Consider the following 25175-nt stretch of genomic DNA (forward strand, 5'->3'; position numbering starts at 1 on the left):
GAATAAGCTCAGAATTTGAACGGTATTATTGTGAACGAAAATACGGTTTATGATGCCATAGTGGTGGGTACAGGAATCAGTGGAGGATGGGCCGCCAAGGAGCTATGTGAAAATGGGCTCAAAACCTTGGTTTTGGATCGTGGTCCCATGGTCAAGCACGTTGAAGATTACAAGACCATGCATGATGATCCGTGGGACTATAAGTTTAAAGGGGAGTTGACCTTAGAAGAAAAAAAGAAATATCCCGTACAATCTCGTTTGGGATGGGCCCCGCGCGACGATGTCAAACACTTTTTCGTCAACGATTTGGAACACCCCTATCAAGAAACCAAACGTTTTGATTGGATTCGGGGATACCATGTAGGTGGAAGAAGCCTGACCTGGGGAAGACAAAGTTACCGTTGGAGCGACATCGATTTTGAAGCCAACAAGAAAGAAGGTATTGGTGTAGACTGGCCTGTCCGATATAAAGACATTGCCCCTTGGTACGACAAGGTAGAATCTTACATCGGTGTAAGCGGGGAAAAATTAGGGCTGAAACAATTACCAGACGGACAATTTCAACCCCCCATGGAATTGAACTGTGCCGAAAAGGAACTTCAAGCTTCCATGAAGAACGATTTTGACGATGGCCGTTTATTGACTATTGGCCGGGTCGCCCATATTACTGAAAATACATCCGATATTGAAGGCAGGGGTCCTTGTCAATATCGAAATCGCTGTTGGCGAGGTTGCCCATTTGGCGGCTACTTTAGCAGCAATTCTTCCACTCTCCCCGCTGCAGAACGTACTGGAAATATGACCATACGGGCCAATTCCATTGTCCATGAGGTGATATATGATGCATCAACCAAAAGGGCAACCGGTGTAAAAGTCATCGATGCCGTGACCCATGAAAAATTTGAATTCAAGGGTAAAATCGTTTTCCTATGTGCATCTGCAATGGCTTCTGTGGGTATCTTGCTCCAGTCCAAATCAAAAAGTTTTCCGAACGGAATGGGTAACAACCATGATCAATTGGGCAGAAATCTCATGGACCATCACTACAAAGTTGGGGCTACGGCCAAAATTGATGGTCATTTGGACAAGTACTACAAAGGGAGAAGGCCCAATGGCTTTTATATTCCCCGTTTTGTGAATCTGGACGATACCACCCAAAGGAATAGCTTTTTACGAGGTTTCGGTTATCAGGGGGGTGCCAGTAGAGGCAATTGGAAAGAAATGGTTGCCGAAATGGGATATGGAAAGAGCCTTAAGGAAAGTATTTTAAAACCCGGTGGTTGGGAAATCGGAATGAGCGGTTTTGGGGAAATGCTACCTCATCCGGATAATCGGGTAACCTTAAGTACTGATAAAAAAGATTCATGGGATTTGCCCCAGCTAAATTTTGATGCAGAATTCAAATCCAATGAACTCAACATGCGGGAAGCCATTAAAGAAGAGGCTGTGGCCATCTTCAAAGCTGCAGGCTTCAAAGAAATTACAACATTTGACGAGTCAACAGGCCCCGGGTTGGGCATCCATGAAATGGGAGGTGCCCGAATGGGGGCCAACCCCAAAACTTCTGTAGTGAACCGTAATAATCAACTACATGACGTTCCAAACGTTTATGTGACAGATGGTGCCTTTATGACCTCTGCTAGCTGCGTAAATCCGTCATTGACCTATATGGCCTTTACGGCCCGAGCAGCCAATCATGCCTCAAAACAATTTCATCAACATAAATTTTCTTGATCATTCATGGAAAATGCTTCTGCCCGAAATCTTTGGGGCGACTTTTTAGACGCCCACCTTGAGTTTGCCTCTGAAGACGCACCCAAGGTTATCCATTTTTGCGATAATGAGAAAGACGCCAATGTCTGTGCCAATTTGGTAAGTAAAGACGTCAAGCGTGCTACCTCGCACTCGCTATTAGGCCTACAATTGCGAAATGAGAAACTTCCTCAACTTGGGGATTTTTCCGTTGTGACCGATTGGTCCGGCAACGCCAAATGTATTATCAGGACCACCGGGGTTCGCCTGATTCCCTATTTTGCCATTCGCGAGGAGCAAGCGCGTTTGGAAGGAGAAGGCGACAAGAGTCTTGAATATTGGCGAAAAGTCCATTGGGACTACTATACCCGGGAACTTGCCGAGTTTGGTAAGGCTCCAAAAGAAAGTATGATTGTTGTCTTTGAGCAATTTGAAAAGCTGTTCACAAAAAAATGACCGCAGTTTTGCGGCCATTTATTGTACTTATTGGGGCTATTTAATCGAGATTCACCCAAACATTCCCTTGTTTGTGTGAAGCCACAGTGCCCTCTATGAAATTCAATCCGCGAACACCATCCAGCATGGTTGGGAATTCGCCATCATTATATTCCTGTCCCCGAATTGCTTTGGAAACCCCTAAATAAATGTTGGCCATGGCATCAAAAATTCCTTCAGGGTGTCCTGGTGGTAATTTTGTGCCATCCAAAGATAATTTGGAATTATAGGCATGCCCTGGTTTTAAAACTTGAAGTGGTTCGGTATCACTTAATTTGTAGAGGTAATTCGGATTTTCCTGCTCCCATTTGAACGCTCCTTTTTCTCCATAAATGGCAATGGACAGTCCATTTTCTTCCCCAGTGGCCACCTGACTGCTCCGGATGACCCCTTTTACATGTTTATCCATCCTAACCAGCACCGTTCCATCTACATCCATCACATTGTCATCATAGAGGTAATTGAAATCACATAGAAGGGATTGGATGCGCAATCCGGTGGTAAACTCAATCATATTGAAGGCATGAACTCCTATATCTCCCATGCACGAACTGATTCCTGCTTTTTTAGGATCCAAGCGCCATACCGACGATCGTTTTTCCTTATCGTGGATTATAGCATTGATCCATCCTTGGTAATATTGCGCGTCGACCTTATGAATTTTCCCGAGCTCCCCTTCCTTTATCCTTTCACGCATTTCACGTACCATGGGATAGCCGGTATAGGTATGGGTAACCGCAAAGACCTTCTTGGCCTTTGTCAAGGTGTCCTGCAAAATTTTGGCCTCCTCGTAGGTGGTGGTCAGGGGTTTTTCACAGATTACATGAAACCCATTTTCCAAGAGTTTTTTGGCCATGGGAAAATGGAGAAAGTTCGGCGTAAGGACCGAGCAAACTTGAATTCGTTCTTCTTCGGGCAATTTTAGCTCCCCTTCAATCAGAGCATCTAAATCTCCATATATTCGGTTCGTGGGAATGTCAATCTCCTCCGCAAATTTTAGGCTTTCTTCATATTGTGCATTGAAAACCCCTCCGGTGATTTGATAGTTGTCATTTATAAAAGAGGCTACGCGGTGCAATACCCCAATAAGGGAGTCTCCACCACCACCAAGAATTCCAAGTCGAATTTTTTTTGGCATAGGTCTATTCTTTGTATTCGATTTTTTCGTTTTTGAACAGTAGTAGGAAAAGTACCAAGACTACAGCAGCAAAAATAGCAGGGAATGTCCAAATGTTCGCCCATTCATGCACATTTTCGGAAACTAAATAGGAATCTGTGATTTTTCCAGCTACCCAAAAACCAATAAGCATACCTACTCCGTAGGTAGCCAAAGTAATCAATCCCTGGGCCGCACTCTTATATCTTTCTCCTGCTTTGGAATCTGTATAAATCTGACCGGATACAAAAAAGAAGTCGTAGCAGATGCCATGCAAAGCGATTCCAATAATCAACATAAATGCAAGTTCTCCGGCATCTCCGTATGCGAACAGCAAGTACCTTATCGTCCAAGCCAACATACCTGCCAATATGGTCATTTTAAAACCAAAACGTTTGAAGAAAAATGGCAACAAAAGCATAAAGAGCACTTCGGAAATTTGTCCAATTGTCATTTTGCCTGCTGGGTTGGCCACTCCAATTTCTCCCAAAAACTGCCCTGCGTGTTGATAGTAGAACGCCAATGGGATACATATCAAAATAGAGGCAATGAAAAAGATCAAGAAGTTTCTGTTGTTGAGCAATTTCAAAGCTTCAAGGCCCAAAATATCGGAGATGGCCACCTTTTCATCTTTGGAGGTTTTAGGTGGTGTTTTGGGTAAGGTAAAACTGAACAGTCCCAAAAGGGCCGAAGCACCTGCCACCATCAAAAAGGTGTTTTTCAATAATCCTTCCTTTACCCCTACTTCGCTATCCCAGCCAAAATAACTGATGGCCAGACCGGCAATGATCCATCCTATCGTGCCGAATACGCGTACAAAGGCAAACTCCTTCGATGGGTCTTTCATTTGATTAAAAGCCACTGAATTCACTAAGGCCAAGGTGGGCATATAAATGATCATATAACCCAAAACAAAGGGATAGAATGCTCCAAAATCGGTTGCATTGGCCAGTTGATACATTAAAATGGCGCCTATTAAGTGGGATACCCCCAAAATACGTTCGGCATTAAAATACCGGTCTGCAATCAATCCAATAATAAATGGAGCAATGATTGCTCCCCAAGATTGTGTAGAATATGCCATGGCAATATCGCTGCCTGAAGCATTCAAGGTATTTGGCAAATAAATGCCCATGGTCACAAACCATCCTCCCCAAATAAAGAACTCAAGAAACATCATAAAGGATAGCTGAAACTTCGTTGTAGTATTCATGTATTTGATTTAGTTGTTAGTTGATTATCGTTTGTAAAAAATATAATCCAAGGGTTGGGGTTCACCCCCTGAATCCCTAAAATCCATCAAGATTTGACCTCTGTGGTGTGTAGAATGATTGACAATGTGAAAAAGGATGTCCTTCAATTCATTGGCATGGGTTCTGCCCTCACTGTTCTCATAGTCTATGCGTTTTGCAAAATCATCGGTGTTCGTGATAATTTCAAAAGACGTCCTTTGGTTTTCATAATGGATATCGTTCCATTGTTCCAATTCATGAAGTTGCCAGACCTTAAACTCAGAAGGCTTTCCTAAAATTCTATGGTTCCAAACATGGTGGGAATTTAAGATATGGCTAAAAAGCTTGCTGCACTTTTCGGGTACTTGATCCAAAGAAGTGCATTGCTCTATCAATTTTTTATTGCAATAGAAGTTATAGTCAAAAAGCTGATGTAAAAATCCTTTCATATCCAGATCTTTTATTCAGCTGAAAGTAATTTTTCCAAAAGGGCCTTGGTAGCTTGGATTCCCTCTTCCTCCCCTAGTTCACTCCCTTCGTATTCCACACCGATATATCCCGAATATCCAGCGTCCTTCACAATTTTAATCATTCGGGCATAGTCCGTATTGATTTCGTTTCCGTTTTCATCAAAATCGTGGGACTTGGCACTTACCGCCTTCGCGTAGGGCATTAATTCCGTAATCCCCTTGTACCTATCATATTCTTCAATACATTCTGATTCAAAGTATGATCCATCCTCCCGTTGTACACAGAAATTTCCAAAATCGGGCAGCGTTCCGCAATTGGGAAGGTTTACCCGTTTGATCACTTCTACTAACATGGCCGCGTTGGAAGAAAGACCTCCATGGTTTTCGACGATTACATTGATGTTTTTATCCTTCGCGTAGTTGGATAGTTGGGTAAGACCATCCACCGAGGCTTCAGTCCATTCATCTGCCACTTTGCTCCCCATAAGATTGACCCTTACGGAATGGCACCCTAAAGCAGCAGCAGCATCTACCCATTTAAAATGACTTTCCACAGCGGCTTTTCGTTCAGTTTCATCCGCCGCAGACAAATCTCCTTCATGGTCTATCATGATGATGAGATTCGTCAACCCATGCTTTTGGCTTTCCGCTAAGGATTTTTGGACAAAATTATCCATAGCTTCCTTGGAAAAATCAGCAGACTTCAATTCATCTTCATACAGTTGGCTCACATATTCCAACCCGGAGAATCCCCACTCTTTTGCTTTGGCGGCAAATTGGTAAGGGTCCAAGCCTTCATCTTGGATCATTCTATGTATGGACCATTGTGCCAGTGAAAGCTTGAAGTCTTCAGACATCATTTCAGTCTCATTTTCTTCGGTTGCCGTTTCTGTGGTTTGTTCTTTCTTCTGTTTGCATGCTTGAAAGCCAAGTATGGAGATTGTAATAAGGGTTAGAAGGCCGTTGCGGGTAAAATATCTTCTCTTCATAAGGTTGGATCATTGAATCTTAAATAGAATAGAAAAACTATAACGTTATAGTACGAAATTCTCAATAAATGCTGGGTTTAAATGTAGAAAATTAATTTAATAATTAATACATTTAGCAGATAAACAATACGTAATACATGAGCAAGTTTTATTACAACGAGGAGCAAGAATCTTATGATGCCATTGTAGTAGGAACAGGCATCAGTGGTGGCTGGGCTGCCAAGGAACTTTGCGAAAAAGGTCTTAAGACCTTGGTTCTCGAGCGTGGAAGAATGGTAAAGCACCGTGAGGACTACCCGACTGCAAATATGGATCCCTGGGATTTTCCCCATAATGGAGAGCCTACAACTGAGGACCTGAAAAAACAAGAAAAACAGGGTAGAACGGGTTATACTGTTAAAGCCGCTTCAAAACATTGGTTTGTTAATGATTTGGAGCATCCTTACAATGAAGTAAAACGTTTCGATTGGATGCGTGGATATCATGTGGGGGGACGTTCGATTATGTGGGGTCGCCATAGTTATCGTTGGAGTGAAATAGATTTTGCCGCCAATGGCAAAGAAGGTGTAGGTGTGGATTGGCCTGTTCGATATAAAGATATTGCGCCTTGGTATGATAAGGTTGAATCTTACATAGGAGTTTCGGGAGAGCTTTTGGGACTTCCTCAATTACCTGATGGTAAGTTTGAGCCCATGATGGAGCTGAACTGCGTTGAAGACCATGTTCGGGGTAAGGTTGCGGAGCACTTTGATGGTAGGGTAATCACAGCCGGTAGAGTCGCACATATAAATAGTGATAAACGTTTTGAAGGTGACGGTAGGGTACGTTGCCAGTACAGAAACCGATGTATCCGTGGCTGTCCTTTTGGGGCCTACTTCAGTAGTGTTTCCTCAACATTGCCTGCCGCCGAAAAAACGGGCAATATGACCCTACGACCTGATTCAATAGTACATGAGATAATGTATGACCCTGATACCAAAAAAGCTACAGGTGTCAAGGTAATTGATAGGGTTACCAAAGAACCTTATGAGTTTAAGGCCAAGGTAATCTTCCTTTGTGCTTCAGCTTTGGCCTCTACTTCTATTTTGATGCAATCCAAATCCGATCGTTTCGAGAATGGTCTTGGCAACGACAGTGGAGAGTTGGGCCATAATATCATGGATCATCATTTTTGGGTAGGTGCCCGAGGTAAGATGGATGGTTATGATGACAAATATTACCAAGGACGAAAACCCAATGGCATTTACATCCCTAGATTTAGAAATTTAGGTGGAGCCAGCGATATGAAAGATTTTACGAGGGGCTACGGTTACCAAGGTGGAGCCTCAAGAGGGGATTACGATGATTTGGTCGCTGAAGCTTCTTATGGCAAAGAGTTTAAAGAAGGGGCTCTGAAGCCGGGAGGCTGGATGATGAACATGTTGGCCTTCGGGGAGATTCTTCCTTATCACGACAACAAAATGACCCTTGATTACGAAAAACTGGACCAATGGGGCTTACCTACGGTCACTTTTGATGCTGAGATTCGCCAAAACGAATTGAACATGCGTAAGGACATGATGGACCAAGCGGCACAAATGTTGGAAAAATCAGGAGCTCGGGATATTGAACCCTACGATTTACCTTATGCGTTGGGCCTTGGTATACACGAAATGGGGACCGCCCGCATGGGACGCGATCCAAAAACTTCTGTTGTAAACGGATTTAACCAGGTGCATGCCTGTAAAAATGTTTATGTTACAGACGGAGCTTTCATGACCTCGGCCAGTTGTGTCAATCCGTCCTTGACCTATATGGCTTTTACGGCCAGAGCGGCAGACCATGCGGTGAAAGAACTTAAAAATGGAAACATCTAATGGAAAGAAGAAAAGCACTTAAAAATATGGGACTGGCCTTCGGCTATACGGTGGCAGCCCCTACGTTGATAAGCTTGGTACAAAGCTGTAGTACTAAAAAAGTATTGGATTGGACCCCAGATTTCTTTTCCAAGGATGAAGGGACCGTGATTCACACCCTTGTGGATATGATTCTCCCCAAGACAGATACTCCTTCAGCGACTGAGGTGAATGTTCATGTCTTCATTGATCAATTTGCGAAAGAGGTGCTTCCTGAAGAGCATCAAAACTTTTTACGATTGGGTATGGGCAAATTTTTTGACAAGGCTCTTGCCGATTCCCAAAAAGAATCCCTTGCTGAGTTGAAAGAGGAAGATTTAGATCCATTGTTGGCCACTTATTTGAAGAAAAGAACAAAAGATGTGGAAGAAGCCCATGAAAAAGCCATAGAGGAATACTTTATGGGGATTGAGCAAAACGGCAGTGCAGTGTTGGATGACGAAATTGCGCTGGTTAGCTTTGCCCATTCTTTGCGGGACATCTCTATATGGTCCTACAAAAATTCAGAATATGTTGGCGAAGAAGTATTGGCTTATTTGCCTATTCCAGGGCAGTACATAGCCTGTGATGATGTTCAGACACTTACCCAGGGTAGAGCGTGGTCTCCTGAAAGATAACAGCATTCCAAATATTTTATTTAAAAAGCCCCTTAAAGGGGCTTTTTTGTACTACCAATTCAAACAAAAATACCTCGGATTTTTGTTCCTGGTGGGGTGAACTTCCGAGGTATCCTAATCAATAAACACTATCACATACTGATAAGTTCAGCACAAACTATGATCCGCACATTAGACAGTCATCATCAGCCTGACCTTCTTTCGCACGGGCAATCATTTCTTTCATCTCCTCCGGTGTCATTGGTTGTATATCGACATCCTGTTGGGTTACTGGGGTAGCTTGAACGTTCATGGCTTCAGCAGCTTTGGGTGCTGCGGCAACTACTTCTGCCTCGGCTGCTACGCTTACAGGAACTTCTTTCTTTTTGGTATTGTCCAAAGTGAATTTAATGGCATCTACAGCCGCTTTAGTTCTCAAATAGTACATTCCAGTCTTCAAGCCGCTTTTCCAAGCATAGAAATGCATTGAAGTTAATTTGGCGTAGTTGGCATTTTCCATAAATAGGTTCAAGGATTGACTTTGGTCAATAAAGTAGCCTCTTTGCCTACTCATATCAATGATGTCCTTCATACTCAACTCCCAAACGGTTTTGTAGAGCTCTTTGATATTTTCCGGAATAACATCAATATGTTGAATGGAACCATTGGCTCGCATCAATTCTTGTTTCAAGCTTTCGTTCCATAGACCCAACTTGACCAAATCTTCCAAAAGATGTTTGTTTACGACAATAAACTCTCCAGAAAGGACACGTCTTGTATAGATATTTGAGGTATAGGGTTCAAAGCATTCGTTGTTCCCTAAGATTTGTGAGGTTGACGCTGTGGGCATGGGTGCCACCAATAGGGAGTTTCGGACACCGTGTTTTTTAACATCCTTGCGAAGCTTGCTCCAATCCCATCTGCCGGATAGTTCTTCATCTTTGATACCCCAAAGATTGTGTTGGAATTCTCCATTGGCAATAGGAGATCCTTCATAGGTGGAGTACGCCCCTTCTTCTTTTGCCGCCTCCATGGAAGCAGTGACTGCCGCAAAATAAAGGGTCTCGAATATTTCTTGGTTCAATTGCTTGGCCTCATCACTGGTGAAAGGCAATCGCAACATGATGAAGGCATCAGCCAAGCCCTGCACCCCAAGACCGATAGGCCTATGCCTCATATTTGAGTTCTCAGCTTCTTTTACCGGGTAGTAATTACGATCAATGACCCTGTTCAAGTTTTTGGTTACCCTCTTGGTTACCTTGAAAAGTTCTTTGTGGTCAAACTTCCCGTTTTTCACAAACATAGGAAGTGCTATGGAGGCCAAGTTACAAACGGCCACCTCATCTGGAGAGGTGTATTCCAAAATCTCTGTACACAAGTTGGAAGACCGGATGGTTCCCAAGTTCTTTTGGTTACTTTTTCTATTGGCCGCGTCCTTGTAGAGCATATAGGGTGTTCCCGTCTCTATTTGCGATTCCAATATTTTTTCCCAAAGTTCTCTGGCCTTTATTTTCTTTCTTCCCTTTCCTTCGGCTTCATATTGCAGGTACAGCGCCTCAAATTCGTCACTGTGGGTATTATATAAACCAGGACATTCGTTCGGACACATGAGGGTCCATTCTGCATCAGCCTCTACTCTCTTCATGAACATATCCGGAATCCACATGGCGTAGAACAAATCGCGGGCTCGCATTTCTTCCTTTCCATGGTTTTTCTTTAAATCAAGAAAGTCAAAAATGTCAGCGTGCCATGGCTCCACATAAATAGCGAAGCTTCCTTTTCTTTTTCCCCCTCCTTGGTCAACATAACGAGCGGTGTCATTGAAAACTCTCAACATGGGAACAATTCCGTTGGAGGTTCCATTAGTACCAGCAATGTATGAGCCTGTAGCCCTAACATTGTGAATAGATAAACCTATTCCTCCTGCAGATTGAGAGATTTTGGCTGTTTGTTTTAGGGTATCGTATATACCGTCAATGCTATCCTCCTTCATGGTCAACAAAAAACAAGAGGACATCTGGGGCTTCGGTGTTCCAGAATTGAACAGTGTAGGGGTAGCGTGGGTAAAATACTTTTTTGACATCAACTCATAGGTCTCTATCGCCGAATCCAAATCATCTAAATGAATCCCTACAGCTACCCTCATTAACATATGTTGGGGTCGTTCTGCAATGTTTCCGTTAAGTTTCAGGAGATAGGAACGCTCCAAAGTCTTAAACCCGAAATAATCGTAGCCAAAATCCCGGTTGTAAATGATGGTGGAGTCCAAGGTTTCCGCATTTTCTGAAATAACCTTGTACACCTCATCGGAAAGCAAGGGTGCTTTTTTTCCTGTTCTTGGGTTGATGTATTCATACAAGTCCTTCATCGTCTCTGAGAAGGACTTTTTAGTGTTCTTATGTAGATTGGAAACGGAGATACGTGCCGCTAGCTTCGCATAGTCGGGATGAGTGGTCGTCATGGTCGCTGCAATCTCAGCAGCCAAATTATCCAACTCCGAGGTGGTCACCCCATCATACAGGCCCTCTATAACCCTCATGGCGACCTTTGTTGGGTCAACAAGATTGTTGAGTCCATAACAAAGTTTTCTTACCCTGGCCGTGATTTTATCGAACATCACCGGCTCTTTTCTTCCATCTCTTTTAACTACATACATGTGCTACGTTTATTTTAGTGTTACTCTTAATTGGTTATACCCAGTTGCATCGACGGTGTTAAAAAAATTAACACTTTTAGGTTAAGTTCTAAAAAACCCTCCAGGGCACGGAGGGCACGTTTTAGTTGGTTATTTAAAAATCGGCATCAAAGCTGATTTTCTGGGAATCGGTGTCCTTTTCTTTGTTCAAGACACCTGCTTTTTGATATTCTGATACTCTCTTCTCAAAGAAATTGGTTTTCCCCTGAAGAGATATCATATCCATAAAATCAAATGGGTTGGTTGCGTTGTATACTTTATCGCATTGCAGTTCTACCAACAATCTGTCGGTAACGAACTCCAAGTATTGTGTCATCAGCTTTGCATTCATTCCGATAAGGCTCACAGGTAAGGATTCGGTAATGAACTCACGCTCTATGTTCAAAGCATCAACAATGATTTCAGTAATTCTCTCTTTTGGAACCTTGTTCACCAAGTGTTTGTTATGCAAATGGACTGCATAGTCGCAGTGCATTCCCTCATCACGTGAAATCAATTCATTGGAAAAGGTGAGTCCTGGCATAAGACCTCTTTTCTTCAACCAGAAGATGGAACAGAAGGCCCCAGAAAAGAAAATCCCCTCAACAGCAGCAAAGGCAATTAAACGTTCAGCAAAGCTCGGGGAATCTATCCATTTCAATGCCCAGTCTGCCTTCTTCTTTATCGCAGGGAAGTTTTCAATAGCCTTGAAAAGAATATTTTTCTCTTTTTCATCTTTCACATAGGTGTCGATGAGCAGGGAATAGGTTTCTGAATGGATATTTTCCATCATTATCTGAAAACCATAAAAGAACTTGGCTTCTGAATATTGGACTTCATTTACAAAGTTTTCGGCCAAATTTTCGTTTACAATTCCATCCGAAGCAGCAAAAAAGGCTAAAATATGTTTAACAAAATAGCGCTCATCGTCATTTAGTTTGTTGTTCCAATCGGCCAAATCTTGATGAAGATCAATTTCCTCAGCAGTCCAAAAACAAGCTTCGCATTTCTTGTACCAATCCCATAAATCGTGATGTTGAATGGGAAAAATAACAAATCTATCTTCATTTTCTTCCAAAATAGGCTCTACTGCTGTGGACATAGTGTTTAATGTTTTTTAGTTAAAAAGTGGTAGTGAATTTACCCGAGAACCGGGCTAACAAAGATTGAAAATTGTTAGAACAATGTAAAGTTTGTTTTATCAAATAAGGGTCAAAGTTTTTAACACAACTTGTTGAAATCTAGGTTCGCAAGTGATGTTCATTGACATTTTGCAAGAGAAATTATTTCTGCCTTTTTTTGGCGGCCTTCAACAACAAAAAAAAGACCAAAGAGTATATTGCCTATATACTTTTTGGTCTCATTATTTATGAATATTGCTACGTAATAGCCTTTTTTTGATAAAAGATCACAAGAGTACGGCCAATTCCTTTGTTTGCCATGCCTCACGATATCGCTCCAGGTAGTTCCCCCAAAACCCAGAACAACATGCAAAACACTTTTAAACCAAGGCTAAATTTTTGCAAGCAGTTTCTTTTAACAGAGGTTGGTTGCCCTGGCCGCACTTTTTCCTGTAATCTTTAAGAACTTTTGTAAAAAGCAATTATTTATTCCTTGCTGACAATTTCATCCCAATCGGCATTTATCTCAGGTTCATTATTTTCCGATACAGCCGCCACTATTAGTGCCAAAATCAAAACAAGAAATAAGATGATGCACTTTTTCATTGTAAATTTTGGTTGAGATTGTTAGCACCGCTAAACTATTGAACCTTATTCCAATACAAAAGACCTTATGTGTGATTGGTTCGCATTTGTGTATAAATGGTTTGGGAAATTTGTTTGCCTTCATGCCATTGCTGAAAAAGCGCCCCATGGTTTAGGAAAAGTTCTACAAAAACGTATTATGGGGCATTTTGACCCATTTATAGCCCCAAATAGTCCATCAACACATAATTTTAAAAAGGTTAAACAGAATAATCCTAAATTTGATTATAGTAATAACCCCGTACATGCTAGAAGCTGTAATTGTAGATGATGAGGTAAAGGCTTTGCAGAGCCTTAGTTGGGAATTGACCAACTTAAGCGATGAGGTGAACATCATTGCCTCGTTTACGGATGCACATGAAGCACTTGACTATCTTGAACGCCATACACCCGATTGTTTGTTTTTAGATATTGAAATGCCCGCTATGGACGGGTTCCAATTCATCAAAACTTTAAAAAACAAGAACTTTCCTGTGGTCATTACCACGGCCTATAATCAGTATGCGCTGCAAGCGTTAAAAAATGAGGCAATTGACTATTTGTTGAAGCCCATCGATTCGGACGACCTTCAGCTGACCCTGACAAAAATCAAAAAATTCAATGCGAAGAACTTTACCGCTGAAAAGCTGGAAAAGATTTTGTTGAACTTTAATGAGCAATCGCCCGGAAAAAAAATCACCATCAATACTGATGGGAAGTTATTGTTTTTGAACAGCGATGATATTCTTTATGCGGAATCAGATGGCAACTATAGCACCATATTTTTAAGTGATGGTCAAAAAATATTGCTCACGAAAAAGCTGAAAGAAGTAAATAATTTGCTCCCGGACCGAAGCTTTTTCAGGATACACAACTCCTATATTATCAACCTCAACAAGATAAAGGAATTTCTAAAAACGGACGGTTATGTGGTTTTGGAGTCGAACCATAAAATACCCGTCTCCCGGCAAAAAAAATCCGATTTTCTGGATATGCTGTAATTTGCAAAGAAATCAGTGCTTGCAATTTTGTTGAAAAAAACCAGTCCCAACGGACACCTAAGGAAAAACATCCTACTCTTATACCTATTTCTAGGTTCGGTAAGTTGCGCCCTGGCCCAAACGATTCCTGAAGACTTTAAAGACAAGGTTGAAAAAATAATCAAGGTCAAGGCGATGACCTATTTGACCATCGATACTGAACTTAAAACGGAGAAGCGCGACACTACGCTTTTGCGCTATTTTGCAGACCAATGTAAGGCAGAAAACTATCCAGAGGGTCTTGCTTATGCGCTCAATCAAATAGGAACTAAGTATCGCAACACCTCTCAATTTAAAAAGGCGGCAGACCTACATCAGGAAGCCCTTCAGATTTCGGAAGAAATCAACAATACTGAATTCAAAGTACTAAGCCTCAACATGCTCGGGGTGGTGTATCGAAGAACCGATGCCATAAAAACTGCCCTGGATTATAATCAAAGGGCTCTTGAACTGGCCGAACAAGTTGAAAACCCTTCTCACCATATCAAAAGGAGCATCAATGTTTCACTGAACTGCATTGGCAACCTTTACCAAACCCTGGAGCAGTATGATCTTGCCATAACGCAATTTAAGCGAGCCTTGACATTTGAGGAGGAACTTGGCAACAAATTGGGGTTGGCCATCAACCATCAGAATATTGGAGACTGTTTGGAACAAAAGGGAGACTTGGAGGGTGCTCTTGAAAACTACAGAAAATCCCTAGCATACAACGAGGAAATAAATTCCGATATGGGTCGCGTTATCTGCAAAAACAGTTTGGCCCAAGTATATTTGAAACAGGATATGCCCCATGCAGCGCTTGTACTTCTCGAACCCCTTCATGAGCTGGCACAATCCATAGGTGACTTTTTTATTACCTCCTCAGTTTTTATCAATACAGGATGGTCCCACACCAAGTTGGGTAACTATGATAGGGCAGAAGCCTTTATTTTGGATGGAATCGAAATGGCCAGAACACACAATATGCCCAGTAACGTTCTATATGGCTATGAGAAACTCTCAGACCTTGAACGGATACAGGGCAACTATAAAGAAGCTTACGAATATTACAAGTCGGCCTACGAGTATGAAAAGCAAATCTCAAATGCCACCAACCTCAGGTACATGACCGACATTATCGTTAGGTATGAGGCTGAAAAGAAGAACAACCAGATATCCGTTCTTGCTAAGGAAAATGAAATCGTACGGCTTCGGCTTCGAAAAAACCAGACTACCTTGTTGGTAAGTGCCCTTATCGTTGGGCTTATTTCTTCCATTCTTTACATTCTATATCGTCAATATCAGAGCAAGAATGAAAAAAGGGTGCTTTCCTTGGAGCAAAATATGCTTCGGAGTCAAATGAACCCACATTTTCTGTTCAATTCGTTGAACTCCATCAAGCTTTACATCATTAACAATGAGCAAAAAAATGCTGTTCATTACCTAAACAAGTTTTCGAAGTTTGTTCGCAAAATATTGGAGGCGTCTTCGGTAAAGGAAATTACGCTATCCGAGGAACTGGAAACAGTTGAGCTTTACATGAACATTGAGAACATCCGATTTTCCAATGAGATTGATTTCAAGATTGCCATTGATGAAGGCGTTGATCCCGATTTTATCAAAGTGCCTTCCCTTACCTTACAGCCCTTTTTAGAAAACTCCCTATGGCATGGACTATCACCGAAAGAAGGAAAAAAAATGGTTCATTTGAATATCAAAAGAAAGAGCGAAAACCATGTGACCATCGAAATCATCGACAATGGTATTGGTAGAACCGCAGCACAAACCAATAAAGAAAATCGTGTGCTAAAAAGAAAATCGGTAGGGATACGTATTACCAAGGAGCGCCTAGCGAACTTTGCCAAGGATTACCAAAACAAGTTCGATGTACATATCGTAGACCTTTTCGATAATGGTGGAACCCCAAAAGGGACCAAGGTAATTTTGGATATCCCAACGGTTTAACTCCTTTCACGGGCCACTTGTTCAAGCTCTGAGTACCAATCTTCACCAAATTTTCTAATCAAAGCTTCCTTGACGAATTTGTAGATGGGTACTTTAAGTTCCTGCCCAAGACTGCAGGCAGAATCACATATCTCCCATTTGTGATAATTGATGGCGGTAAACTCACTATACGTCCTTATTCTGATCGGGTACAAATGGCACGAAATAGGTTTTTTCCAATCGGTAACGCCAGCATTATAGGCTTCCTCCAATCCGCATTTGGCAATTCCCTCAGAGGAAAAGGTAACATAGGCACATTCACTTTGGTTCACCAAGGGAGTCTCCCACTCCCCATCTTCGCCTTTAACAAAGGTACCCTGTTCTTCAATCGAACGAATTCCTTCTGCCCGTAAAAAGGGCTTCACGGTTTCAAAGAGTTCTGCCAATATTTTTGTTTCTGATTCTTCGAGGGGAGCTCCGGATTGCCCATCTACACAGCATGCCCCTTTACAAGCATTTAGATTGCAAACGAAGTCATTATCCAAAATCTCCTCCGATATAATGGTTTTTCCTATTTGAAACATGGGATTTAGTGACCTTTTCGCAAAGGTAATTCAAACTCAAAAACTTAATGATTTTTGTGTGTTTGATAACGTCCAATATCCTCTTTTCCACGTAAATTTGCCGATCAATTTTTTGAACCATGAATTTCAATTTCAAACAGATTGCAACGGCGACCATGATTCTTTTTGCCGTCATAGATATTTTAGGTAGTGTTCCCGTGATCATTTCCCTTCGGAAGAAAGTGGGCCATATTCAATCGGAAAAAGCATCCATAGTGGCCGCTTGCATCATGATTGCATTTTTATTTGTTGGTGAAAGTATTCTATCGCTTATTGGTATCGACGTGAATTCGTTTGCGGTTGCGGGGGCCTTTATTATATTCTTTCTGGCCATTGAAATGATTCTTGGCATCACCTTATATCGAGATGACGAACCCCAGAGTGCCTCTATCGTTCCGATTGCTTTTCCATTGATAGCTGGGGCAGGTACGATGACCTCTATCCTATCCCTCAGAGCGGAATACTACGTGGAGAACATTGTGGTCGCCATAATTGTAAACATTATCTTTGTATATGCGGTTTTAAAATCCAGTTCAAAGATTGAACGGGTTCTGGGGAAAAACGGATTAAGTATTATTCGGAAGGTGTTTGGGGTGATTTTATTGGCCATCGCCGTAAAACTCTTCGCTACTAACATCAACCAACTTTTAAACAATTAACGATAACTTCTGTCCTATGAACAAAACCTTCATCATCATTTTGATTGTTTTGGCGCTTGCCCTTATTGCGTACAACGTCACCTTGATAGATTTTAGCAATCCACTGCAAGGAGATAGCACCATAGCCTTAATCGGTATTGTGGCATCTTTGTGTGCCATAGTGCTACTATTGATCTTTATGACCTCCAAAAAAATTGATAAGAAATTAAAAGGGGAAGACTAGTCGTTAAGTCCCAATGTCTTTTCTTCGGATTTATCCAAGGCTTCTTGTTCATCCAATTCTTTCACTATGGATAACATGGAATCATACTTACCTTTGATTTGTGCCGCTACGTTTGGTGAAAAAAGTTGCTCTGCTATGTTGGCTTTTAAATACGCCTTGATTCTGTCTTCCTGGGCATAAAAATCAAGCTTGATTTTTCGGTTCAGGACAAAATCAATGAACTGATCAAAAAGAATATCATCAACCCTGAAGTTTTCCAAAAACTCGTTCTTGGTGTAGTCCATATATTGGGTCCTGTCCTTCTCAAGGTGCTCAAAAATGAATCTTGAAAAAAACTCGTAGGTATCATCCATGCTATTGATGGCTTCCTCCTCATTACTTCCGATAGGAACAAATACATCAGGAATAATTCCACCACCACCATAGACAATTTTTCCGCCAGGTGTCTTGAACTTCAGCGAATCGGCAACTTTAATACTATCCACCGAAACCAGCTCTCCACTGCTATAGCGATCCATAAATTTCTGATAGTAGTCCTTATTGTGTCCATTTTTATAGGATCTTTGAATGGATCGGCCCGTAGGTGTATAATATCGTGAGACGGTCAGACGAACAGCAGAGCCATCTCCTAAATCCATTTCGCGTTGCACCAAACCCTTCCCGAAAGAACGTCTTCCTACAATGGTGCCCACATCATTATCTTGAAGTGCTCCTGCGATAATCTCACTGGCTGAAGCAGAGCGTTCATTGATCAATACATATACCGGTTTATCCTCAAACCCTCCTTTTTTGGTGGCAAAGGCCCTTTTTATTTTTCCTTTTTTGTTTTTGGTGAACAGGATAAGTTTGTCGTCCACCAAAAATTCGTCGGCCAATTTTTCGGCAATGCCCAAATAGCCGCCAGGATTGTCCCTTAGGTCAAGTACTAATTTTTGGGCACCCCTCAGTTTCAACTTTCGAAGTGCATCCTTAAATTCTTTATGGGTCGACTCAGCAAAACGGTTTATTTTGAGATACCCCACGTCACGGGTAAGCATGTAGTAGGCATCAACACTTTTGATTGGCACTTTGTCCCTTGTAACCGTCATGTTTAGACGACGGTCTTCTGACTTTCGATATATCTTTAGGTCAACCTTGGTGCCTGCTTTTCCTTTGAGTCGGGAAACGATTTCATTATTTGGAATACGCTTTCCATAGAGCGTGTCATTGTTAGCAAGAAGGATGCGGTCGCCAGGTTTGATTCCGCTTACATAGCTCGGGCCATTTTTGATGGCACGAATCACCGTAATGGTGTCGCGATACATATAAAAGCTAATGCCAATCCCAACAAAATCCCCTTTCATATTCTCAGAGACCTGTTTCATCTCATCTTTGGGAATATAAACGGAATGAGGATCCAATTTTCCTAGGATATTGTTTACCGTTACATCGACAATGCTGTCCGTATCAATGTCATCAACATATTCATAGTCAATGTAATCGATAAGTCGATTGAGCTTGTCCTTTTTGGAGTTTGTAGTGAACAGTTTTTCTGGAGTGTCATTAAAATGAAGCTTTCCTCCTATAAAGATACCCACGGCAACAGCCAATGCAAGTAATGTAGGTCCTATGTAACTGTTTCTCTTTTCCATACCGAATGTGGTTAAACCATTTCTTCCAACACAGGGAGATGTTCTACAACTACCCCTGCCCGCTCCAAAAAACGTAATCCTGAATCATCTTTATAGGCAGTCTGATATACCACACGTTTTATGCCAGATTGATGAATCAATTTGCTACATTCCCTACAAGGTGAAAGCGTAATGTAAAGTGTAGCTCCTTCGCAAGACTGTGTTGAAGAGGCTACCTTGGAAATGGCGTTTGCCTCTGCATGTAAAACATACCACTTGGTATATCCTTCCTCATCCTCACAAAAGTTCTCAAAACCTGTCGGGGTTCCATTGTAGCCGTCGGAAATTATCATTCTATCCTTAACAATGATCGCACCTACCTGCCTCCGCTTACAATAGGATAGCCTTCCCCATTCCTTGGCCATACGCAAGTAGGCCTTGTCATACTTTAGTTGTTTGCTATCCTTCATATGGTAAGGGAGGTAAATGATAAAAAATAAAGATACCGGCTTTGAGAGATCCCTACAACGTTATTCCATCAAATTTAACAACGTATTATACAACAAGGGTATTGTTATAACACATATTAAAATCGATAAAGAAATGATAAAATGCGACCTTTTGACTCGCAGGATGCTTTGAACAAGAAAAGCTATGGCCAATACAATCATAATGATAGCCACCTGAGAAAACTCTATCCCAGTTGCAAATCCTAGCAAAGGAACAATTTTGTCTTCTTGATCAGCCATTAACATCTTAAAATAATTGGAAAAGCCAAAGCCGTGAATCAATCCAAAAAAAGCAGTGACCAAAACATGAAGGTACATCCCTACATTTACCGCATCCCTGAACACATAAATAAAATTGAACAGTGCGGTCAAAAGAATGGTAACCGGAATCAAAAATTCAATTAGCCCTACATCTACCGTCATAACGTCAAAAGCCGCCAAGGCAAGTGAGGTGCAATGGGCAATGGTAAATATGGTGGCCAGTATAACTACTCGCTTCCAATGTTTAAACGTGAAGGGGGTCGCCAGAGCGGCAAGAAAAAGGATGTGGTCATAGGCTCCAAAATCCAAAACATGGTTAAAGCCCAATTTGATGTAAAACCAAAAGTCTTGCATAGTTTTTTAGTTTGGGGTTGTGGCTAATTTAAGAAATCCCTCTCTCCTTTTGAATAGTTTCGTATGCCTTTTGTACTTCCTTGAATTTTTCCTCTGCTCCTTTTTTAATGGCCTCGTTCTCTGTGACCACTCTATCAGGATGGTATTTCTTTGCCATTTTCCTATATGCCTTCTTCACTTCATCGTCTGAAACCGACTTCTCTATTTCCAAAATCTTATAGGCATTGTCGGCCGATTTAATGAACATGGCCATGATGCTCTGAAAATCGTATTGTCCTACTTTGAAGTATCGCGCTATTTCTTCCAATTTGCGAATTTCAGCCTCACTTACCCTACCATCGGATTGTGCAATACCAAAAAGAAAGTGTAAAAGTTGAAGCCGAACCTCGTAACGTGTTCGTTGGGCCAAATAGGTGGCAATGCGCTGGGCCGAAATTTCACGCTTTTTAATTACCTCATTGAAGGTGCGGAAAATAGCATTGGCCTTTTCCTTGCCATACGTGCTTAAAAAATATTGGCGAACATAATCAAGTTCGCGCTGGTTGACTTGCCCATCCGCTTTGATGATAATTGAGCAAAGCGATAACAGGTTCAATTCAAAATCGGCAGGAGATACATTGGGCCTTGCATAATCTTGAAAAATGGTGCGGGGATCTCTTTGGCCTCCGCCGACATTATCCAAAAGGCTACCAACGATGAATCCAAGGATTGCGCCCGGAAATCGAAACACCAAATACCCCAAAAAAGCGGCGAACCATTTGATCATTCAAAAAAAGTAAAGCGCAAAGATAATCCTTTGCCCAGAACGAAGTCTTTAGGCTTTGTTAAGAGGTTTAAAAAAAACCGACAAAAGAAGTATCTTTGAAAGCTAAATAAAAAGATGACTATGTATCCTGAAGAATTGGTTAAACCCATGAGAGCTGACCTGGCTACGGCTGGGTTCGAAGAACTATATACCGGTGATGCCGTTGAGAACGCACTGAAAAAAGATGGAACCACTCTTGTCGTGGTGAACTCAGTTTGTGGATGTGCAGCAGCGAACGCACGGCCAGCAGCAAAATTGAGCCTTCAAAACAGTAAAACACCCAATCATTTGGTTACCGTTTTTGCTGGTGTGGACACGGAAGCAGTCGACACCGCAAGAAACCACATGGTTCCCTTTCCTCCTTCATCTCCAAGTATGGCCCTGTTCAAGGATGGGGAGTTGGTTCACATGATCGAAAGACATCATATTGAGGGGCGTCCAGCAGAAATGATTGCCGAAAACCTAATGGAAGCCTATAACGAATTCTGCTAGGCTTTTTTAAAAAATTCGATTTGCAACCACCTTTAAAAAGGTGGTTTTTTTATTTTTACCTGTCATCAAGGGTTATTTATCATCGCCCCTAAAATTGACCTTAACCCATTGTTCGTGATAAAACTGCTTGCATATCCCTTTACAGTTATCTTCTTCCTTTTTTTCGGATTGACGTTGGTAGTTTTTCATCCGATACAATGGTTTTGTTTAAACGTTATTGGATACGACGCACATAAACGAAGCGTAAGCATCCTAAATTGGTTTATCATGCGGTGTACGAACCTGCTCGGAACGCGATATCGATTTGACAATACTCATAATATTCCCACCAATCGGCCTTTGGTCATAGTCACCAATCACCAAAGCATGTACGACATCCCACCAATAATTTGGTATATGCGAAAGTACCATCCCAAGTTTGTCAGCAAAATTGAATTGGGAAAGGGAATTCCCAGTGTTTCCTTTAATTTGAGACATGGAGGTTCTGCTTTGATAAATCGAAAGGATCCCAAGCAATCTATAGAACAACTGGCCAAACTAGGGGAATATATTGAGGAACATAAGCGTAGTGCCGTCATTTTTCCCGAAGGAACCCGAAGTAGGGACGGAGCCCCGAAGAAATTTAGAACCACTGGTCTAAAAGTATTAATGGACAAAGCACCCTCAGCCCTTATTGTGCCCATTAGTATTAACAACTCATGGAAGATTCTTCGTTATGGGAAGTTTCCAATGGGCCTGAGCACTTATATTAAATTCAAGGTGCACCAACCAATCGAAAATCGAGGTAATCCTGACACCTTGATCGAGCAAGTTGAGTCAGTGATTGTTCACGGTATAAATCATTCCGTATGAGTGATGACCCATTAGTTCAAAAAACCATTGACTTTGTCAAAACCACCCTTCAAGGTGCTGAAGGTGGCCACGATTGGTTTCATACCGAGCGTGTTTACAAAACTGCCAAGTTTTTGGCCAAAGAAGAAAACACCGATCAACTTGTTGTGAAATTAGCAGCTTTGCTTCACGATATCGCCGATCCAAAATTTCATAATGGAGATGAAACGATTGGTCCTGAAACAGCCAAGAAATTCTTGAAATCTCAGAGTACTTCCTATGAAGTCGTTCAGCATGTGGTGTCCATCATCAAACACATGTCCTTCAAAAATAGCTTGGGAAGCAATGAAGCAGCTTTCACCTCAGCGGAACTGAAAGTTGTTCAAGATGCTGACCGACTTGATGCCATAGGTGCCATTGGTATTGCCCGCACTTTTAACTATGGTGGCTTCAAAAACCGGGAACTCTATAACCCCGATTTGCCCCCCAACCTAAACATGACCAAGGAGGAGTATAAAAAGTCCTATTCCCCAACAATCAACCATTTTTATGAAAAACTACTTCTCCTAAAGGACAAGATGAACACGGAAACTGGAAAAAAATTGGCCGAAGAGCGTCATCAATTTATGCTCAAATTTTTAGATCAATTCTATAAAGAGTGGAATTCAGATATGTAATTTCCTCGGAACAACCATAAAGCCGAATTCTGGTCTTGTTATCCATACCGAAATACTCTTGTCAATACCCTCTTTTTTGTATCTTCAAGCCAACAACTAAACCCACCACCCAATGCAAAGAAGGAAGTTCCTCAAAAATGCTACTGCAGCCTCCGCAGCCTTTACCATTGTTCCCAGTTATGTTTTAGGAAAGACCCACGTTCCACCCAGTGACACTTTGTATGTTGCGGCCTTTGGTGTTGGAGGTCGAGGCCGTGGGGTCATCAACGGCTTGACTGGTACGCAGAAGGTCAAATTTGTATCCTTTTGCGATGTGGATGACCGACGTGCAGCAGAAACCTATAATCTCTATCCCGATGTAAAACGCTTTAAGGATTTTAGAAAGGTCTATGACGCGCATCTCAATGACATCGATGCTGTAATGGTCGCTACTCCAGATCATACGCATGCTTCCATAGCGCTTCCGTTTATGAGGGCCAAAAAACATGCCTATGTTGAAAAGCCTTTGACCCATAATATCCACGAGGCACGCTTGATGACCAAGGTTGCCAAAAAAAATGGGATTGTCACACAAATGGGAAACCAAGGAGCATCAAGCGATGATAGCCGTATTGCCCGTGAGTGGGTCGAATCGGGAATTATTGGAAAAGTACACACTATTGATTGTTGGACCAATCGTCCAGTATGGCCTCAAGGTGTGCCTGTTCCCACTAGTAAGGAGCGTGTTCCCAAGGGTTTGGATTGGGACCTCTGGTTAGGGCCCGCTGCCATGCGAGACTATAATTCGGCCTACCTGCCATTTAAATGGCGGGGTTGGTGGGATTTTGGCACTGGAGCATTGGGCGACATGGGATGTCATATTATGGAAACCCCTTTTAGTATTTTGAATTTAGGTTATCCTACCGAGGCGGAAGCCAGTTGCACCACCGTATGGGTTGGCGATTTTGTGGAGGCCGACTATAGTCCTTCTTGTCCTCCCTCCTCCAAAATCCATTTGAAATTCGAGCATCCCGAACATGGGGATATTGCGCTAAACTGGTATGATGGTGGATTGAAACCTGACCTGCCTGATGAATTAAAGGATGATGAGACTATTGGTGGCGGTGGTGGCGGAACCGTAATGTATGGCGAAAAAGGCATCTTGGTCTGTGACACCTACTCCAGAAATGCTCGCCTATTACCTTCAGAGGTAATGGACCTCTATAAATCTCCAGCACCTAAATACCCTAGAGTGAAAGACGGTCTGGATGGACATATTGCCAACTTCGTGGAATGTTGTATGAATGGGGGAACCACTTCATCGGATTTTGCCAAAGCTGGACCCCTCACAGAAACCGTGCTCATGGGTAACCTAGCTGTAAAGGCCTATCAATACAAAGTATTGAAGGAAGGCAAAAATATTGGGGATTGGGCCCCTTACGATTATCCTGGACGACGAAAGCTACTTTGGGATGGAGAAAACATGAAAATTACCAACTACGATAAGGCCAATGAATGGGTCACCCGGGAATATCGCCAAGGCTGGGAGTTGAGTTAAAAGCAATTTCATGAAATACTTAGGAATGCGATATTTTTTGGTGCTTTTTTTTCTGTTGTTTTTCTGCTTGGGCCATTCACAAAAAAGAGAGTCAATCATCCATTTTAGAAATGGTGAACAAAAAAAATGTTTGGCCACAATGCGAAAAGGGAAGATTATAGTTTTCCATGAAAACGGGAAGAAAGAAAAGCTTGATCATCGGACGGTTTCAAAAATAGAATATGGGTCTGTATGGGGCACTGGAATCTTTTATTATAAGATTCAAAAAGGTTATAGCGGTGTGATGTTAATTGAGTTGATAAAGGCAGGGGCCGTTAATCTTTACGGCGTTTACATACATCAGACTTCGTTTGATGGAGTTTCGTCGGGAGGCAATATGCTTTATTATTTAGGCAAGGAAAACGAGGGTACCCTCACTAATTTTGAGAGGCCCCAACAGTATGGTCAAACTTGGTTCGAAACCTATGCCAAAGAGTTTTTTGCCGATTGTGGTCCGGTGCTCCAAAAAATTGAAAGGAAGGAATTTAGGAGACTTGATTTGCCCGAAATAGCTGAATACTATAATTCCACCTGTGGAAATTGAATTCCAGGTCTTCCTGTTTCACAACTTATGGTGAGAACATAATC

24 protein-coding genes are annotated in these 25175 nt (G+C 41.9%); 13 read left to right on the top strand and 11 right to left on the bottom strand.

The window, feature by feature from the left end; translation table 11 throughout:
• Window positions 1-30 precede the first annotated feature (30 nt).
• Both EW142_RS11995 and EW142_RS12000 read left to right on the top strand, forming a co-directional pair.
• Entirely contained in the window at window positions 31-1734 is a 1704-nt protein-coding gene (locus EW142_RS11995) for a GMC oxidoreductase (RefSeq protein ID WP_130615706.1), read from the top strand.
• A gap of 6 nt (window positions 1735-1740) precedes the next feature.
• Window positions 1741-2208 carry an ASCH domain-containing protein gene (locus EW142_RS12000; RefSeq protein WP_130614149.1) on the top strand — a complete coding sequence of 156 codons (468 nt, stop codon included), beginning with the start codon at window positions 1741-1743 and terminating at the stop codon, window positions 2206-2208.
• Between the two features lie 40 nt (window positions 2209-2248).
• On the opposite strand, the gene EW142_RS12005 is transcribed toward EW142_RS12000, so the two are convergent.
• From EW142_RS12005 to EW142_RS12020, 4 genes are read right to left on the bottom strand one after another with little or no spacing between them, the layout of a single operon-like run.
• Window positions 2249-3385, bottom strand: a complete 1137-nt coding sequence (locus EW142_RS12005) for a Gfo/Idh/MocA family protein (protein WP_130614151.1) — start codon at window positions 3383-3385, stop codon at window positions 2249-2251.
• A gap of 4 nt (window positions 3386-3389) precedes the next feature.
• Window positions 3390-4616 carry a nucleoside permease gene (locus EW142_RS12010; protein ID WP_130614153.1) on the bottom strand — a complete coding sequence of 409 codons (1227 nt, stop codon included), beginning with the start codon at window positions 4614-4616 and terminating at the stop codon, window positions 3390-3392.
• A gap of 24 nt (window positions 4617-4640) precedes the next feature.
• Window positions 4641-5084, bottom strand: a complete 444-nt coding sequence (locus tag EW142_RS12015) for a DinB family protein (RefSeq protein ID WP_130614155.1) — start codon at window positions 5082-5084, stop codon at window positions 4641-4643.
• Between the two features lie 11 nt (window positions 5085-5095).
• The gene (locus EW142_RS12020; RefSeq protein ID WP_130614157.1) at window positions 5096-6094 is read right to left on the bottom strand and encodes a sugar phosphate isomerase/epimerase family protein; all 999 of its coding nucleotides are present in this window, start codon (window positions 6092-6094) and stop codon (window positions 5096-5098) included.
• A 137-nt stretch (window positions 6095-6231) separates the two neighbouring features.
• Here EW142_RS12020 and EW142_RS12025 point away from each other — a divergent pair, with 137 nt between their 5' ends.
• Entirely contained in the window at window positions 6232-7950 is a 1719-nt protein-coding gene (locus EW142_RS12025; protein ID WP_130614159.1) for a GMC oxidoreductase, read from the top strand.
• Complete coding sequence (locus tag EW142_RS12030; protein ID WP_130614160.1) at window positions 7950-8606, top strand: gluconate 2-dehydrogenase subunit 3 family protein; 657 nt, start codon at window positions 7950-7952, stop codon at window positions 8604-8606. Before EW142_RS12025 ends, EW142_RS12030 begins: the two co-directional genes overlap by 1 nt.
• 157 nt (window positions 8607-8763) lie before the next feature.
• Here EW142_RS12030 and EW142_RS12035 read toward each other — a convergent pair whose 3' ends face one another.
• Entirely contained in the window at window positions 8764-11241 is a 2478-nt protein-coding gene (locus tag EW142_RS12035; protein WP_130614162.1) for a ribonucleoside-diphosphate reductase subunit alpha, read from the bottom strand.
• A gap of 133 nt (window positions 11242-11374) precedes the next feature.
• Window positions 11375-12361 (bottom strand): ribonucleotide-diphosphate reductase subunit beta, encoded by a 987-nt coding sequence (locus EW142_RS12040; protein ID WP_130614164.1) that lies wholly within the window; start codon window positions 12359-12361, stop codon window positions 11375-11377.
• A gap of 909 nt (window positions 12362-13270) precedes the next feature.
• On the opposite strand from EW142_RS12040, the gene EW142_RS12045 reads away from it, so the two are divergent.
• Both EW142_RS12045 and EW142_RS12050 read left to right on the top strand, forming a co-directional pair.
• Window positions 13271-14005, top strand: a complete 735-nt coding sequence (locus EW142_RS12045; RefSeq protein ID WP_130614166.1) for a LytR/AlgR family response regulator transcription factor — start codon at window positions 13271-13273, stop codon at window positions 14003-14005.
• Window positions 14006-14035: 30 nt separating this feature from the next.
• On the top strand, window positions 14036-15988 hold the full coding sequence (locus EW142_RS12050; RefSeq protein ID WP_240740209.1) for a tetratricopeptide repeat protein: 1953 nt from the start codon (window positions 14036-14038) through the stop codon (window positions 15986-15988).
• On the opposite strand, the gene EW142_RS12055 is transcribed toward EW142_RS12050, so the two are convergent.
• On the bottom strand, window positions 15985-16551 hold the full coding sequence (locus EW142_RS12055; RefSeq protein ID WP_130614170.1) for a DUF3109 family protein: 567 nt from the start codon (window positions 16549-16551) through the stop codon (window positions 15985-15987). The two genes, EW142_RS12050 and EW142_RS12055, sit on opposite strands and share 4 nt — an antisense overlap.
• Before the next feature lie 119 nt (window positions 16552-16670).
• Here EW142_RS12055 and EW142_RS12060 point away from each other — a divergent pair, with 119 nt between their 5' ends.
• Both EW142_RS12060 and EW142_RS12065 read left to right on the top strand, forming a co-directional pair.
• Complete coding sequence (locus EW142_RS12060) at window positions 16671-17249, top strand: MarC family protein (protein WP_130614172.1); 579 nt, start codon at window positions 16671-16673, stop codon at window positions 17247-17249.
• Between the two features lie 16 nt (window positions 17250-17265).
• Window positions 17266-17472: a hypothetical protein gene (locus tag EW142_RS12065; RefSeq protein ID WP_130614174.1), complete on the top strand. Its 207-nt coding sequence runs from the start codon at window positions 17266-17268 to the stop codon at window positions 17470-17472.
• Here EW142_RS12065 and EW142_RS12070 read toward each other — a convergent pair.
• The 4 genes from EW142_RS12070 to EW142_RS12085 are packed head-to-tail and all read right to left on the bottom strand — an operon-like array spanning window position 17469 to window position 20972.
• Entirely contained in the window at window positions 17469-19103 is a 1635-nt protein-coding gene (locus tag EW142_RS12070; RefSeq protein WP_130614176.1) for a S41 family peptidase, read from the bottom strand. The two genes, EW142_RS12065 and EW142_RS12070, sit on opposite strands and share 4 nt — an antisense overlap.
• A gap of 11 nt (window positions 19104-19114) precedes the next feature.
• Window positions 19115-19552: a deoxycytidylate deaminase gene (locus EW142_RS12075; protein WP_130614178.1), complete on the bottom strand. Its 438-nt coding sequence runs from the start codon at window positions 19550-19552 to the stop codon at window positions 19115-19117.
• A 60-nt stretch (window positions 19553-19612) separates the two neighbouring features.
• Window positions 19613-20206 (bottom strand): HupE/UreJ family protein, encoded by a 594-nt coding sequence (locus EW142_RS12080; RefSeq protein WP_130614180.1) that lies wholly within the window; start codon window positions 20204-20206, stop codon window positions 19613-19615.
• A 28-nt stretch (window positions 20207-20234) separates the two neighbouring features.
• Window positions 20235-20972, bottom strand: coding sequence for a tellurite resistance TerB family protein (locus EW142_RS12085; RefSeq protein WP_130614182.1), 738 nt, complete (start codon window positions 20970-20972; stop codon window positions 20235-20237).
• A gap of 120 nt (window positions 20973-21092) precedes the next feature.
• On the opposite strand from EW142_RS12085, the gene EW142_RS12090 reads away from it, so the two are divergent.
• From EW142_RS12090 to EW142_RS12110, 5 genes are all read left to right on the top strand, one after another.
• Window positions 21093-21503 carry a BrxA/BrxB family bacilliredoxin gene (locus tag EW142_RS12090; protein WP_130614184.1) on the top strand — a complete coding sequence of 137 codons (411 nt, stop codon included), beginning with the start codon at window positions 21093-21095 and terminating at the stop codon, window positions 21501-21503.
• Between the two features lie 114 nt (window positions 21504-21617).
• On the top strand, window positions 21618-22355 hold the full coding sequence (locus EW142_RS12095) for a lysophospholipid acyltransferase family protein (RefSeq protein ID WP_130614186.1): 738 nt from the start codon (window positions 21618-21620) through the stop codon (window positions 22353-22355).
• Complete coding sequence (locus tag EW142_RS12100; protein ID WP_130614188.1) at window positions 22352-23011, top strand: HD domain-containing protein; 660 nt, start codon at window positions 22352-22354, stop codon at window positions 23009-23011. Before EW142_RS12095 ends, EW142_RS12100 begins: the two co-directional genes overlap by 4 nt.
• Before the next feature lie 112 nt (window positions 23012-23123).
• Window positions 23124-24548, top strand: coding sequence for a Gfo/Idh/MocA family protein (locus EW142_RS12105; protein WP_130614190.1), 1425 nt, complete (start codon window positions 23124-23126; stop codon window positions 24546-24548).
• A 10-nt stretch (window positions 24549-24558) separates the two neighbouring features.
• Complete coding sequence (locus tag EW142_RS12110) at window positions 24559-25131, top strand: hypothetical protein (RefSeq protein ID WP_130614191.1); 573 nt, start codon at window positions 24559-24561, stop codon at window positions 25129-25131.
• The last annotated feature ends 44 nt before the right edge of the window (window positions 25132-25175 follow it).

The organism is Flagellimonas allohymeniacidonis (assembly GCF_004296335.1).
In the GTDB taxonomy this organism is placed as follows: domain Bacteria; phylum Bacteroidota; class Bacteroidia; order Flavobacteriales; family Flavobacteriaceae; genus Flagellimonas; species Flagellimonas allohymeniacidonis.

Coding starts and splice junctions, on each gene's coding strand:
- EW142_RS12000 (WP_130614149.1), top strand. CDS start 1,741: ATGGAAAATGCTTCTGCCCGAAATCTTTGGGGCGACTTTTTAGACGCC.
- EW142_RS12030 (WP_130614160.1), top strand. CDS start 7,950: ATGGAAAGAAGAAAAGCACTTAAAAATATGGGACTGGCCTTCGGCTAT.
- EW142_RS12040 (WP_130614164.1), bottom strand. CDS start 12,361: ATGTCCACAGCAGTAGAGCCTATTTTGGAAGAAAATGAAGATAGATTT.
- EW142_RS12010 (WP_130614153.1), bottom strand. CDS start 4,616: ATGAATACTACAACGAAGTTTCAGCTATCCTTTATGATGTTTCTTGAG.
- EW142_RS12085 (WP_130614182.1), bottom strand. CDS start 20,972: ATGATCAAATGGTTCGCCGCTTTTTTGGGGTATTTGGTGTTTCGATTT.
- EW142_RS12065 (WP_130614174.1), top strand. CDS start 17,266: ATGAACAAAACCTTCATCATCATTTTGATTGTTTTGGCGCTTGCCCTT.
- EW142_RS12035 (WP_130614162.1), bottom strand. CDS start 11,241: ATGTATGTAGTTAAAAGAGATGGAAGAAAAGAGCCGGTGATGTTCGAT.
- EW142_RS12090 (WP_130614184.1), top strand. CDS start 21,093: ATGTATCCTGAAGAATTGGTTAAACCCATGAGAGCTGACCTGGCTACG.
- EW142_RS12015 (WP_130614155.1), bottom strand. CDS start 5,084: ATGAAAGGATTTTTACATCAGCTTTTTGACTATAACTTCTATTGCAAT.
- EW142_RS12105 (WP_130614190.1), top strand. CDS start 23,124: ATGCAAAGAAGGAAGTTCCTCAAAAATGCTACTGCAGCCTCCGCAGCC.
- EW142_RS12080 (WP_130614180.1), bottom strand. CDS start 20,206: ATGCAAGACTTTTGGTTTTACATCAAATTGGGCTTTAACCATGTTTTG.
- EW142_RS12005 (WP_130614151.1), bottom strand. CDS start 3,385: ATGCCAAAAAAAATTCGACTTGGAATTCTTGGTGGTGGTGGAGACTCC.
- EW142_RS12060 (WP_130614172.1), top strand. CDS start 16,671: ATGAATTTCAATTTCAAACAGATTGCAACGGCGACCATGATTCTTTTT.
- EW142_RS12070 (WP_130614176.1), bottom strand. CDS start 19,103: ATGGAAAAGAGAAACAGTTACATAGGACCTACATTACTTGCATTGGCT.
- EW142_RS12075 (WP_130614178.1), bottom strand. CDS start 19,552: ATGAAGGATAGCAAACAACTAAAGTATGACAAGGCCTACTTGCGTATG.
- EW142_RS12100 (WP_130614188.1), top strand. CDS start 22,352: ATGAGTGATGACCCATTAGTTCAAAAAACCATTGACTTTGTCAAAACC.
- EW142_RS12025 (WP_130614159.1), top strand. CDS start 6,232: ATGAGCAAGTTTTATTACAACGAGGAGCAAGAATCTTATGATGCCATT.
- EW142_RS12020 (WP_130614157.1), bottom strand. CDS start 6,094: ATGAAGAGAAGATATTTTACCCGCAACGGCCTTCTAACCCTTATTACA.
- EW142_RS12110 (WP_130614191.1), top strand. CDS start 24,559: ATGAAATACTTAGGAATGCGATATTTTTTGGTGCTTTTTTTTCTGTTG.
- EW142_RS12045 (WP_130614166.1), top strand. CDS start 13,271: ATGCTAGAAGCTGTAATTGTAGATGATGAGGTAAAGGCTTTGCAGAGC.
- EW142_RS12055 (WP_130614170.1), bottom strand. CDS start 16,551: ATGTTTCAAATAGGAAAAACCATTATATCGGAGGAGATTTTGGATAAT.